Origin of the sequence: Microbacterium hydrothermale (assembly GCF_004854025.1) — a bacterium.
Taxonomy (GTDB): Bacteria; Actinomycetota; Actinomycetes; order Actinomycetales; family Microbacteriaceae; genus Microbacterium; species Microbacterium hydrothermale.
The window spans coordinates 299006-311341 of sequence record NZ_STGM01000004.1 but is presented as its reverse complement, the minus strand read 5'-3'; the positions used below and the strand labels follow the sequence as shown (position 1 = coordinate 311341).

11 protein-coding genes are annotated in these 12336 nt (G+C 72.5%); 4 read left to right on the top strand and 7 right to left on the bottom strand.

The window, feature by feature from the left end; all coding sequences use genetic code 11:
• The first annotated feature begins 248 nt into the window (after positions 1–248).
• Positions 249–1343, top strand: coding sequence for an SseB family protein (locus FB047_RS10610; protein ID WP_136587152.1), 1095 nt, complete (start codon positions 249–251; stop codon positions 1341–1343).
• A 78-nt stretch (positions 1344–1421) separates the two neighbouring features.
• On the opposite strand, the gene FB047_RS10605 is transcribed toward FB047_RS10610, so the two are convergent.
• Entirely contained in the window at positions 1422–2048 is a 627-nt protein-coding gene (locus tag FB047_RS10605) for a DUF1684 domain-containing protein (protein WP_136587151.1), read from the bottom strand.
• 270 nt (positions 2049–2318) lie between these two features.
• On the opposite strand from FB047_RS10605, the gene ligD reads away from it, so the two are divergent.
• Complete coding sequence (gene ligD, locus FB047_RS10600; protein ID WP_136587150.1) at positions 2319–3344, top strand: non-homologous end-joining DNA ligase; 1026 nt, start codon at positions 2319–2321, stop codon at positions 3342–3344.
• 51 nt (positions 3345–3395) lie between these two features.
• Here ligD and FB047_RS10595 read toward each other — a convergent pair whose 3' ends face one another.
• The gene (locus tag FB047_RS10595; RefSeq protein WP_136587149.1) at positions 3396–4352 is read right to left on the bottom strand and encodes a DUF5937 family protein; all 957 of its coding nucleotides are present in this window, start codon (positions 4350–4352) and stop codon (positions 3396–3398) included.
• A 55-nt stretch (positions 4353–4407) separates the two neighbouring features.
• Here FB047_RS10595 and FB047_RS10590 point away from each other — a divergent pair, with 55 nt between their 5' ends.
• Positions 4408–5682 carry an MFS transporter gene (locus tag FB047_RS10590; protein WP_167494215.1) on the top strand — a complete coding sequence of 425 codons (1275 nt, stop codon included), beginning with the start codon at positions 4408–4410 and terminating at the stop codon, positions 5680–5682.
• Between the two features lie 195 nt (positions 5683–5877).
• Here FB047_RS10590 and FB047_RS10585 read toward each other — a convergent pair whose 3' ends face one another.
• The 5 genes from FB047_RS10585 to FB047_RS16940 form a co-directional block, all read right to left on the bottom strand.
• A complete protein-coding gene (locus FB047_RS10585; protein ID WP_240752746.1) occupies positions 5878–6921 on the bottom strand; it encodes an ATP-dependent DNA ligase in 1044 nt (347 codons plus the stop codon).
• A 5-nt stretch (positions 6922–6926) separates the two neighbouring features.
• Positions 6927–8099, bottom strand: a complete 1173-nt coding sequence (locus FB047_RS10580) for an AI-2E family transporter (protein WP_136587147.1) — start codon at positions 8097–8099, stop codon at positions 6927–6929.
• 227 nt (positions 8100–8326) lie between these two features.
• A complete protein-coding gene (locus FB047_RS10575) occupies positions 8327–9568 on the bottom strand; it encodes an acyl-CoA dehydrogenase family protein (RefSeq protein ID WP_136587146.1) in 1242 nt (413 codons plus the stop codon).
• A 262-nt stretch (positions 9569–9830) separates the two neighbouring features.
• Positions 9831–10499 carry a TetR/AcrR family transcriptional regulator gene (locus FB047_RS10570; protein ID WP_136587145.1) on the bottom strand — a complete coding sequence of 223 codons (669 nt, stop codon included), beginning with the start codon at positions 10497–10499 and terminating at the stop codon, positions 9831–9833.
• Positions 10500–10508: 9 nt separating this feature from the next.
• Positions 10509–10652, bottom strand: a complete 144-nt coding sequence (locus tag FB047_RS16940; protein WP_167494214.1) for a hypothetical protein — start codon at positions 10650–10652, stop codon at positions 10509–10511.
• 115 nt (positions 10653–10767) lie between these two features.
• Between FB047_RS16940 and FB047_RS10565 the strand changes: the two genes are divergently transcribed.
• Positions 10768–12252 (top strand): FAD-dependent oxidoreductase, encoded by a 1485-nt coding sequence (locus tag FB047_RS10565; protein ID WP_136587144.1) that lies wholly within the window; start codon positions 10768–10770, stop codon positions 12250–12252.
• Positions 12253–12336: the final 84 nt, after the last annotated feature.

Genomic DNA, 12336 nt, shown 5'->3' with positions numbered 1-12336 from the left:
GACGGCGCGGGTTCGATGCGTCGGGTGCGGGCGTTGTGGCGGAGCGTTGCGCCGAGCCCCGGGTTTTTGGGGCGTGTTCCGTGCAGGGGGGTGGTCGGTGTGCGCCCCGGTGCATTTTCCGCACCCCGAACCGGCGCCGCGGCGCGGCACGACCTGAACTGCCGCCCATCGCCCAAGGCCCGCACCCGTGCCCGCGACCCATCCGGTCAGGCGCGCCCGCGCCCGACCCTCCCGGCTAGGCTGAACCAATGGCTCTCTTCTCGCGCCGCAAGAAGTCCGACGACCGCCCCGACTCCGCGATCGAACCGGGCGAACAGCCGGTCGATCCCTCCGGCCCGAGCGACGCCGCTCCTGCCGCCGACACCACTCCCGAGGCTCCCGCGGAAGCCGCGCCCGCCGTCGGCATCTCGATGTCGTCGTTCCGCGGCGTCGGCGCCGCGCCGGAACCCGCCCCGACGCTGACCAACGCACCGCCGGTCGCCGCGCGCCCCTCGGCCCGTCAGCCCGGGCCGATGGAGGCCCCCGAGGCTCCCGAGACCGTCCAGGGCCTGCGCGACAACGCGCTGCTCGGCAACGCTCTCGCCGAGATCTCGGGCCAGCCGGAGCCGGCGCAGCTGCTCAACGTCGCTCGTCAGCTCTTGCAGGGCCACGTGTTCCTGCGGGTGAAGGGCGACGCGCGGGCGCTGCTCGCGGAGGGCAAGGACATCCCGCTCGCCGTCGCCAACCGCGGCGACGAGCAGCTCGTCCTCGCGTACAGCGGCGGGCTCGCCCTGCGCGCGAGCGTCGAAGCCGACGGCGACCACGACACCTCCGCGATGGGGCAGCCGGTCATGGCGCTGCTGCGTCACGTGCTCGGCGGCCCCTACGCGGGCATCGTGCTCGACCCGGCCTCGGGCGACAACCGCGCGGTGCTGCCGAAGGCGCTGCTGGAACGCATGGTCGCCGAGGTCGACCCCGAACTGCGCATCAAGACCGCGCTGTGCGAGACCCGCACCGACGAGACGGTCTCGACGGTGGTCGACGCCATCGTGGCCGAGGCGCCGATGTGGATCGCGGTGAACCGCACCGAAGAGGGCGGACCGATCGGTGTCGCCGAGTCGCGCTCGGCGGCGGGCGAGCGCTTCCTCGAGGTGTTCACGCACCCGCTCGAGCTCCTCGCGCTCGGTCGCGGCGACCAGCCGCTGCCCATCTCGCGTGCCCAGCTGTCGAAGGCTCTGGCCAGCGATCCCGCGCTCACCGGCATCCTGATCGATCCGGCCGGCCCCTGGATCCGCCTCACGCGTGCGGAGCTCGCGCCCGTGATCGATCTCGCCGAGAAGGACGCCGCCGCCGCCGACGCCTGAACCAAGAGAACAGCGGGCCGTCCCTCTCGGGGCGGCCCGCTGTCGCGTCAGGGTTCCGGATGCCGGAGGGTCGAGCCCTCACACCCCATAGAGCTCGCCGACGGGAACCGCCACGGGCAGCACGTTCCCGGCGGGAGCGAGGGGGCACGCCCACATGGGGTCGTAGGCGCACGACGGGTTGTAGGCGAAGTTGAAGTCGATCACGAGGCTGTCGGGGGCGGACCCGCGTCCGAGATCCGCACCCTTGATGGTGTCGAGCAGGTAGCGTCCGCCGCCGTACGTGCCGCCCGGCCGGCCGGCGGCCGCGTCGCGCACGGGCACGAAAAGACCGCCGCCGTACGACGTCAAGCGCCAGACGTCGAGAGATCCGGTGTCGGGGAGCTCGACGCGGCCGATGCGTTCGAAGCCGACCTCGCCGTCCGTCCCGGTGGTGGCGACGAACGAGGCCTCCTCGGCGTCGAGCAGGGGCACCTCGAAGCGCCACGCCGCGTCGTACGGGGCGAGGGGCAGACCCACGAACCCCTCTCGCTGCTCCGGAAGCAGCGGCGTCGCGGGATGGTCGGCGAAGAGCGCATCGCGCTCGATCCGCCAGAGCTCGTGGGCGTCTTCGGGGTCGTCGGCCTCGCGAACGGCGTCGTAGAGCGCGAACACGCGGCGGCGCCAGTCGGCGATGTCGAGAGCGGTGCGGGCGGCGGCGGAGGTCATGTCTCGAGCGTAGGCCGGAGGTGGAGGCGTCGGCCCGGGGTGGACAGGCGCGCGGCGTGACTCCTCGTGTGCGCGCGGGCGGCCCGAAGCGGCGAACCGCCGGGCACAGGGACGTGCGTGGTGGCCCCGGCGCCATGCGCGACGCCCCGCGCGGTCGCGGGTGCCTGCATGTTCGGACCGCGGCGCCACGTGCGACGCCCCGCGGCGCGAGCGGCGACCGCCGTCGCGCAACGGGCAGACACGACGGCACGGGAGCGTTAGCGTCGGCACATGGCATCCCCTCGCATCACCCTGACCGTGCCGGGACCCGACGGCGATCGCGAGGTGGGCATCTCGAACCCCGACCGGGTGCTCTGGCCCAAGGTGGGGATCACGAAACGCGAGCTGGCCGAGTACCTCGTCGCCGTGGGCGATCCGTTCATCGCCGCGAACGGGCACCGGCCCGTGTCGCTCGAGCGCTTCCCCGAGGGCGTCGGCGGCGAGGCCTTCTTCTCGAAGAACCCGCCGAAGGGGGCTCCCGACTTCGTCGAGGCCGTGACCGTGACGTACAACAGCGGGCGGCGGCATCCGCAGCTCTTCCTCGGCGAGATCGCGTCGGCGGTGTGGGCGGCGCAGATGAACACGATCGTGTTCCACCCGTGGGCCTCGCTCGCGAGCGATCCCGATCACCCGGTCGAACTGCGCATCGACCTCGATCCCCAGCCCGGCACCGGGATCGCCGAGGCGGTCACGGCCGCCCACGAACTGCGCGTCGTGCTGCGCGAGGCGGGGCTCGAGCCGTGGATCAAGACGAGCGGCAACCGCGGTCTGCACGTGTTCTGCCCGATCGAGCCGGCGCACGAGTTCCTCGACGTGCGGCACGCGGTCATCGCCGCGGCGCGCGAGCTGGAACGACGGATGCCGGATGCCGTGACGACGAGCTGGTGGAAGGAGGAGCGGGGCGAGCGCATCTTCGTCGACTTCAACCAGGCCAATCGCGATCGCACGATGGCCGGAGCGTATTCGCCGCGCGCGCTGCCCACCGCGACCGTGTCGACCCCGGTCGCCTGGGACGAGCTCGACGGCCTCGACCCGCTCGCGTTCACGGTGCGCTCGGTGCCGGAGCGGTTGGCATCCGTCGGCGATCCGTGGGCCGGATTCGCGGAGAAGCCCGGGCGCATCGACACGCTGCTGCAGTGGTGGGAGCGCGACGTCGAGAACGGGCTGGGGGAGATGCCGTTCCCGCCGGAGTTCCCGAAGATGCCGGGGGAGCCGCCGCGCGTGCAGCCCTCGCGCGCGAAGAACCCGGGGCACTGACGGCGGAGGGCATTGCCCGGGCCGCGCAGACCGTCGTCGACGCGCCTCGCCTCAGCCGCCGGTGGCCAACGCGTCGCCCGCCGCACTGCGGTAGTACAGCACCGCGCGGCCGTACCGGGCGCGGTTCAGCAGCCCCGCGCGTTCCATCACGCGGACGTGCTGATTGATCGCGGACGTCGAGACCCCGAATCGGAGGGCGAGATCGGTCGAGGATGCCGGCTCGCCCAGCGCCGCGAGAAGCGCCGCACGCGTGCGCCCCAGCAGGTCGGAGACGGCGTCCTCCTCCGGCTGGGTGCTGCGCGACCACATCGCGCCCTGTCCGCGCGCGGGGTACATCACCGTCGGCGGCAGGTCGTCGTCGATGGGGGTCGAGACGCGCACGGTGAACATCGACGGCACGAGGGTGAGCCCCTCGCCGAGCACGGGCCGGCGGCGGATCTCGGGGTTCCACAGGCGCACGTCGAGGTGGTGGCCGTCGTAGCGGGCGGCATCCGAGAGCCCGTTGAGCACGCTGCCCATCCCCGATTGCGCGGCGATGCGCCCGCGGTAGGCGATGTCGGCCCGTAGCACCGCGCTCATCCGCGCCCAGTGCGGGGCGAAGCAGAGGTCCCAAGCGGTGGCGAGGGCGCGCTGAAGGCGGGCCACGACGACATCGTGCCGTCCGCGGAGCGCCGGCGGCACCTCGCCGTGGACGCGTTCGAGGTCGGCGACGAAGCGGGCGCGGGGGATCCGTCCGAGCGTGACCAGCTCGTCGTCGAGCGAGGTGAGCGGCGACGACGGCCGGGGGTTGACGAAATCGGCCGTCCATTTGCGGTCGTTCACGAGGGCGAGCAGAACGTCGAGGTCGAGCAGGGGGCGCACCGAGGCGATGCGGTCCAGCCACGGCCGCTGCAGGGGGAAGCCCTCGGGTTGGGAGAGCGCGCGCAGGCCGAGACCGAGCTCCGACAGGGGGGAGATGCCGAAGCGGATCGCCGAGATGTCGGCGGCCTCGAGCTCGTATCGGATCATGAAGCCCCACGCTACATCGATGGAAAGCGGGTTCCGCTCCTGGATCAATGGAGGGGTGACCAGCACGATCCCCACCGTCCCCCTCAGAATCCTCGTGCAGACGGATCGGACACTGCGCCGCCTGCTCACGGTCACCCTCGTCGACACTCTCGGTCGAGGCGCGTTCTTCACCCTGACGACGCTGTACCTGACGCTCATCGTGGGGCTCGAGCCCGTCACGGTCGGCATCGGACTGACCATCGCCGGTGCGGTGGGCGTGGCCAGTTCGCTCGTGTTCGGCCATCTCTCCGATCGCTTCAGCGCGCGGCGGATGCTCGTCATCCTGCACGTCGTGCAGGGGGCGGCGCTGATCGGCTATCTCTTCGTGCGCGATCTGCCGACGCTCGTGATCGTCGCCTCGCTCGTGCTCCTGGCGCAGCAGGGCGGGGGCAGCGTGCGCTCCGCTGTCGTCGGACGCGCGTTCCGCGGCGAGGACCGCGTGCGCATCCGCGCCACGATGCGCACCGTGACGAACGTGGGGATCGGCGTCGGCACCGCGGTCGCCGCGATCCCGCTCGCCCTCGGCACGCCGTTCGCGTTCCACCTGACGATGTCGATCGCGGGCTCGCTCTTCCTGCTGTCGGCGGTGCTCGTGGCCGGCCTCGACCCGCAGCGGGTCGACCTCCGTCGACAGGCCCCGGATGCCGACACCGCCGCTCCCGCGAGCGTCGCGGTGCGCAGCCCCTACCGCGACCCGCGCTTCCTGTGGTTGACGGCTCTCATGGGCGTCTTCGGCATCCAATTCGGGGTCTTCGAGATCGGAGTACCGCTGTGGGTCGTCGCTCACACGATCGCCGCCGACGTCGTCGTGAGCCCCCTGCTGCTGGTGAACACCGTGGTCGTGGTGCTGCTGCAGGTGCGGATGAGCCGCGGGACCGGCACCTTCGCCGGGGCGGGACGCGCGATGACCCGCGCCGGATGGCTCATGGTCGGCGCGTGCCTGCTGTGGGCCGCGGCGGGATGGATCGGCGGGGAGGGCTTGGGGCCCGCGACGGCGGTCGTCGTCGTGCTGTTCGCCGCGGCCGTCGTCCATTCGCTCGCCGAGATCAGCTCGAGCGCGGCCGGGTGGAGCCTCAGCTTCGACCTCGCGCCGCAGGAGCGCATGGGCAGTTACCAGGGCGTATACGGCACCGGATACGCGGTCGGCGCGATGATCGCCCCCGCCGTCGTGACACTCACCGCGATCGACCTCGGCACCGCGGGGTGGGCGATCCTCGCGGCGGTGTTCGCCGTCGCCGCGGCCGGCGTCGTGCTGATCGCCCGCCGGGCGGATGCCGCGGAGGTGCGCTGAGCGGCCTCCGGCGTCGCGAGGACAGGGGACTCGTCGGGAACAGGGCGCGGGCGACCTGATCGTCCTGTTCTCGCCGCATCTCCTGTTCTGGTGGCGCGGCGGTGCGCGGGTGAGGGCGGCGCGGGACCGGTCGAGCCCGAGATGCCGCGGGCGCGCGGCCGAGCGGCCCGCACCGCGCCCGGGCTCGCCGCGGCGTCAGTCCAGGACGTCGCCCAGGTCGTAGGAACTCACGCTGTCGAGCTGCGCGAAGGTGCACGAGCGGGCGTCGCGGTCGGGGCGCCAGCGGTCGAACTGCACGGTGTGGCGGAAGCGCATGCCCTCGAGTTGGTCGTAGCGCACCTCGAGCACGCGCTCGGGGCGCAGGCGCACGAACGACACGTCTTTGGAAGCCGAGAAGCGCGAGCGGTCGGTCTCGCCGGTGACCGCCGCGCCGTCGGCGTCGCGCTCGACGAGGGGCGCGAGCTCGTCGATCAGCTCGCGGCGGCGCTTGTCGGTGAAGGCGGAGGCCCCTCCGACCCCGTGCAGACGACCGTCGTCGTCGTACAGTCCGAGCAGAAGAGAGCCGGCGCCCTCGCCGGACTTGTGAATGCGGTAGCCCAGCAGCACGACGTCGGCGGTGCGCGCGTGCTTGATCTTGAACATCGTGCGCTTGTTCGGCGCGTAGGGCTGCGCGAGCGGTTTGGCGATCACCCCGTCGAGACCGGCACCCTCGAACTCGGCCAGCCAGCGACGGGCGAGGTCGGGATCGTCGGTCGTGCGCGTGACGTGCACGGGGTGGGGGACGTCGCCGAGCAGGTCGACGAGCTGCGCGCGGCGCTCGGCGAACGCCTCGCCCTGCAGGTCGCGCTCGCCGCGGGCGAGGAGGTCGAACGCGATGAACATCGCCGGGGTCTCCTCGGCGAGCAGGTTCACCCGGGAGGCCGCCGGGTGGATGCGCTGCGACAGCGATTCCCAGTCCAGTCGCTGCGCTCCCGGCTCGCCCCGGGCGACGACGACCTCGCCGTCGAGGAGGCATGGCTCGGGGAGGAGTCGCGCGAACGCCTCCACCAGTTCGGGGAAGTACCGCGTGAGCGGCTTCGCGCCGCGACTGCCGATCTCGACATCCGTTCCGTCCCACGAGACGAGCGCGCGGAAACCGTCCCACTTCGGTTCGTAGCTGAACCCGCCCGCCACCTTCGCGTGGTCGGGAACCTCGGGGACCGACTTCGCCAGCATCGGCGCGGGGATGTCGTACGGCACGAGCGTCAGCTCTCGTCGCCCGCGAGCGGGACGGGGTCCTTGCGCTTCTTGCGACGCGCCCACTCGGCGGGCTTGTCGGGGCCGTTCCACACCGTGATGATGCCCCACACGACGGCGGTGAGCGGTACGGCGAGGAGGGTGCCCAGGATGCCGCCGATCGCGGTTCCGCCGGCGAGGACGACCAGAACGACGAAGGAGTGCAGCTTCATCGAGCGGCCCATGAGGACGGGCTGCAGGAAGTTGCCCTCGAGCTGGTTCACGAGAACGACGATGCCGACGACGACGAGGGCGACGACCCACCCGTTCGTGACGAGCGCCACGAGGGCCGCGAGGATGCCGGCGATCACCGCGCCCACGATGGGGATGAAGGCCAGCAGGAAGACGAGGACCGCGAGGGGCAGCGCGAGGGGAACCTGCAGGATCGCCAGGCCGATGCCGATGCCGATCGCGTCGACGGCGGCCACCGAGGCCGTGCCGCGGACGTACGAGCCGAGGACGGTGATGGTCTTGTCGCCGATGCGGCGGGCGCGCTCGTAGTCGGAGCCGTGGAAGGGGCGCAGCACGAACTCCCACATGCGCGGGCCGTCTTTGAGGAAGAAGAACAGGATGACGACCATGAGCACGAAGCCGGTGACGAAGGAGGCGATCGCGCTGACGCCGGCGAGGGCCCCGTTGCCGAACTGCGCGCTGGTGACGAAATCGCCGATGGCTTGAACGGCCTGATCGACCTGGTCGGGAGAGATCGCGAACGGCAGCGTGTGGTACCAGTCCTGGGCCTTCTGGAACCCCTCGACGGCCTGCGCGCTGAGTGTGTCCCACTGGTTGATCACGGCGTTGACGACGAGCCAACCGAGGGCGGCGAGCACGAGCACCACCGCGAGCAGGGTGAGGACGGTCGCGAGGACGGCGGGTACTCCCTTGCGGCGCATCCACATCGTGACCGGGCCGAACGCCGACGCGAAGATCAGGGCCAGGATCAGCGGGATGATGACCAGCGTCACCTGGCGGATGCCCCAGATGATGCCGGCGACGAGCGCGACGACGATGATGATCTGCACCGCGCGGACGGCGAGACGCCCGAACCCGTCGGCCCACAGGCTGCGCGGTGGCGGCTGCACCGCCTCGGCGACGGCTTCGACCGCGCGACGCGGGGCGGGATGGCGAGAGAAGAGGCCCATGCGACGACGTTAGCGGGAGGGTCCGACATCGCCCGCGGCGCTTGCGCGGCCCCGGGCTGCCGGTTAGGGCGCCGCCGCGCCGATCGTCCCCGCTGCGTCGCCCCCCGCGCCCGCGCCCGCAAAGACCCGCCACGCGACCCCGGCGCCCGCGCCCGCCAAGACCCGGCCCCGAACCCACCGCGACCCGGCCCCGGCGCCCCCGCGGGGCCGGGGCCGTGGCATCCGGTTCAGACGAACGCGCTCATTCCGGTGATGTCGCGACCGAGCAGGAGGGCCTGCACGCTCTCCGTGCCCTCGTAGGTGTGGATGGCCTCGATGTCGGCCATGTGCTGCATGACGCCGTTCTCGAGCAGGATGCCGTTGCCGCCGAGCAGGTCGCGGGCGATCGCGGCGATCCGCCGCGCCGCGCGCGTGTTGTGGTACTTCGCGAGCGATGCCTGGGTGGGGCGCAGTCCGCCCGACGACTCGAGGTCGGCGAGGCGGCGGCAGTAGAGCTGCATCGCGGTGAGTTCGTCGAGCATCTGCGCGAGCCGCTCCTGCACCATCTGGAACTTCGCGAGGGGCCTTCCGAACTGCATGCGCTCGGTGGCATATGTCCGCGCGATCTCGTAGCAGGCGGTCGCGTGGCCGAGCGCCGACCAGGCCACACCCGAACGCGTGGCGAAGAGGACGACGGACGCGTCCTTGAAGGTGTGGGTGCCGGGCAGCACGGCATCCGCGGGAAGACGCACGGCGTCCATCGCGATGTGGGCCTGGTGAATGCCGCGCAGCGACACCTTGCCGGTGATGACGGTGCCGGTGTAGCCCGGGGTGTCCTGCTCGACCAGGAAGCAGCGCACGGTGCCGTGGTCGTCCGCCCCCTCGTCCTCGACGCGGGCCCAGACGAACGTGATGCCGCCGGAGGCGCCGTTGCCGATCCACTTCTTGGTGCCGCTGAGCGACCAGCCGTCCGCGGTGCGCGTGGCGGTGGTCTCGAGCGACACCGAGTCGGAGCCGTGGTCGGGCTCGGTCAGGGCGAAGGCGCCGAGCACGGTTCCGTCGGCGAGCGGCTTGAGCCAGCGCTGCTGCTGCTCGGGGGAGCCGTAGAACGCCAGCGTGCGCAGCGCGAGGCCGCCCTGCACGGCCAGCGCCGTGGCCAGGGAGCCGTCGTGGCGCGAGATCTCCATGTTGACCAGTCCCGCGGCTAGGGGAGAGGTGTGCGGGAGGTCGGGGTGCTTGATGCCGTCGGTGAAGAGCTCGAGCTCGCCCATGCGTCGCACGAGATCGATCGGATACGTCGCGGCATCCCACTCGCCCTGCATACGCGTGCCGACCTCGTCGGCGAACGCCTTCGCGGCGTCCCACACGGCGCGGTCGGCGTCGGGGATGTCGGCGAAGACGGCGTAGTAGTCGGTGTCGCGGCGGCCCAGCAGATCGTAGTGGGCGACGCGCTCTCCGGGGAGCGTGCGGGCATCGGCGTCGATGGTCATGGTTCCGAGTATCGCTCATGTTGGGACTCGGTGTCACGCTGGTCCCGGTACTCGGGGCGAACGCTCGGGTGCGAGGGGTGGGTCTGCGACGGAGGCGGTTGGTGCGACCGGTCACCCCGGAGAGGCACGATCTGCGACTCGGCTGTTCCGAGCCCGTTCGAGCGTCCAGAACACCCGGCGGGCTTCCAGAGACGTCCGGGTGTTCTGGACACTCGGGAAGAGGGACGACGCCGCTCTCGGGCCGCGCCGGACGCTCGACGTCTCAGTCGCCGAGCGACGCGCGCAGGCGCCGCGTCACCTCGGCGGCGGGCATGCGGCGGGGGAACGCCGCCACGATCAGGTCGTCTCCGGCGGCATCGCTGCCGTCGGGGTGCACGCCGTACCGGCGCAGCACGTCGTCGAGGGCGCGGCGGAGGACGGATGCCGGCACGCGGGCGCCGCGCATCAGTCGACGCAGCACGTGGTTGTGCACCGCCGTCACCAGGGCGGCGAAGCCGACGGCATCCAGGGGGTCCAGTCCCGGGAGCGCCTCGCGCAGGTACTCGTCGAAAAGCCGTTCGTAGCGGAACACCGTCACGATCTCGCGATCGCGCAGGTCGGGGATCTCGCGCACGACGACGTAACGCCGCCGCGCGAGCTCGGGGTCGGCGGCGAAGTGCCGGAACACCCGCACCGACGCCTCGCACACCGCGGCCCACGGATCGTCGTGCGGCTGCGACAGGTACGCCCGCGTCTCGGCGAGCAGCACCTCGTGATCGGCGAAGACGACGTCTTCTTTGCCGCCGAACTGCCGGAAGAACGTCGAGCGCGACACTCCCGCCGCCTGGGCGATCTGCTCCACCGACGTCTGGTCGTAGCCGTGCGCGACGAAGAGGTCGATCGCGGCGGCGACGACGGCGGTGCGGCTGGGCGGGGCAGGGGTGTCGCTCACGGGACGAGCCTAGGCGGGGGAGTCACCGCGGCGCGACGCATGGTCGCGGGCCGCGAACTCGTCGCGCACGGCTTTGCGGACCAGGCCGTAGACGGCGTACAGGAAGACCGCGGCGACGGTCACGAGCAAGACGAGCGAGGTGAGCGGGTCCATCGCCCCACGCTGTCACGGATCGAGCCCCGCGCACACCCCGGAAGGTGGGTAACCGAAACCGCGGCCGGGGGCAAGCGGATGCCGAGACCCGGGCCCGCGCGATGGGATGGGGATCATGTCGATCCCCGTGTGGCTCCGCGACCAGACGCCCGTGCAGGGCACCCCGTTCGAATCAGGAGCGCGACACGACGTCGTGATCGTCGGCGCGGGACTCACCGGTCTGTCCACCGCGGTCATGCTCGCCGAAGCCGGCGTCGACGTCGCGGTGGTCGACGCGGGCGCCGTGGGAGAGGGCGCGACCGCGGCGTCGGTCGGCATGGCATCCGTCCTCCAGGGCACGACGCTCGCGATGCTGCGGAAGCACCACCCGGCGAGTCTGGTGCGGGCGTACGTCGACGCCAACCGCGCCGGCCTCGACTGGCTCGCCGAGCGAGCCGGGGACTCCGCCGACCGCCGCACCGCCTTCACGTTCGGTCGCGGGCTCGCCGCCGATCCCGCCCTCGACGCCGTGCGCGACGCGGCGCTCGAGGCGGGCCTGCCGCTGCGCGAAGACGCCCCCGCCGACCTCGGCGGTCGCACCCCCGTGCGCGCCCTCGCCCTCGACGATCAACTGGCCCTCGACCCCGCGCTGATGGCCTGGGCTCTGGCATGCACGGCGGTCAACGCGGGGGCCACCCTGCACACCGGGGTGCGCGTCACCGACGTGCAGGCGCTGCCGTCCGGACGGATCGAGACGGATCACGGCTTGCTTCGCGGCGACACGGTCGTGCTCGCCACCGGCACGCCGATCACGCGCCGCGGCCTGTACGACCTCAAGACCCGCGCCCTGCGGTCGTGGGCGATCGCCTTCGAGCTCGAGGGGGAGGCCGAGGCCCCCGGCGGAATGTGGAGCGAGGTCGGCGTCGACGGACGCAGCGTCGTGGCCGCACCGTCGTCGTTCGGGCGTCCCGCTCTCATCGTGACCGGGGCGCGGCATCCGGTCGGGTCGGCGTCGTCGGAGGTCGCGCTCGCCGAGGGGCTCGCCGCCTGGGCGCGTCGCACGCTGCCGGTCGGCGCTGAGATCGCCCGCTGGTCGGGGCAGGATTACCAGTCGCACAACCTCGTGCCGTTCGTGGGCGGGATGCCGCGCGGCCTCGGCCGTCTGCGATTCGCGACCGGATACGCCGGGTGGGGCATGACCAACGCCCCGGCCGCGGCGATGAGGTTGAGCGCGGAGATCCGCGGGGTCGCGCGCAGCGAACGTCCGGAGTGGATGCGGACGATCAGCACGCGGCTTACCGTTCCGGCCGATCTCGGTCGCGGGATCGGCGAGGCCGCGCGGCGCGCGCGGGTCACGGCCACCGCTCTCGCCGGCGCCGCACCGGCCCCGACGAAGAGACCCGCCGAGGGCGCCGGGCTCGTCGCCCGTCAGGGGCTGCGCACCGCCGCCGTCTCGACCATCGACGGCCGCACGCGCGCCGTCACCGCACCGGCCCCGCTGACGTGGAACGACGCCGAGCGCACGTGGGACAGCCCCGTCGACGGCTCGCGGTACGCACCCGACGGCGCGCGGGTGGAGGGCGCGGCATCCGCCGACCTGGGCGTGGCCGCCCGGAGCTGAGGCGCGCCGACCCGCGGCCGTGATGCCGGCGGGCGGTGCACAACTCCTGCAGAACTGGCTCGCGCGAGGGGAACCGGCGCGTTC

What these genes read in the sequence shown, in the direction of transcription:
- FB047_RS10580 (WP_136587147.1), bottom strand. Translation starts at nt 8,099, where the DNA reads ATGGGCCTCTTCTCTCGCCATCCCGCCCCGCGTCGCGCGGTCGAAGCC.
- FB047_RS16940 (WP_167494214.1), bottom strand. Translation starts at nt 10,652, where the DNA reads ATGGACCCGCTCACCTCGCTCGTCTTGCTCGTGACCGTCGCCGCGGTC.
- FB047_RS10610 (WP_136587152.1), top strand. Translation starts at nt 249, where the DNA reads ATGGCTCTCTTCTCGCGCCGCAAGAAGTCCGACGACCGCCCCGACTCC.
- FB047_RS10575 (WP_136587146.1), bottom strand. Translation starts at nt 9,568, where the DNA reads ATGACCATCGACGCCGATGCCCGCACGCTCCCCGGAGAGCGCGTCGCC.
- FB047_RS10595 (WP_136587149.1), bottom strand. Translation starts at nt 4,352, where the DNA reads ATGATCCGATACGAGCTCGAGGCCGCCGACATCTCGGCGATCCGCTTC.
- FB047_RS10565 (WP_136587144.1), top strand. Translation starts at nt 10,768, where the DNA reads ATGTCGATCCCCGTGTGGCTCCGCGACCAGACGCCCGTGCAGGGCACC.
- FB047_RS10605 (WP_136587151.1), bottom strand. Translation starts at nt 2,048, where the DNA reads ATGACCTCCGCCGCCGCCCGCACCGCTCTCGACATCGCCGACTGGCGC.
- ligD (WP_136587150.1), top strand. Translation starts at nt 2,319, where the DNA reads ATGGCATCCCCTCGCATCACCCTGACCGTGCCGGGACCCGACGGCGAT.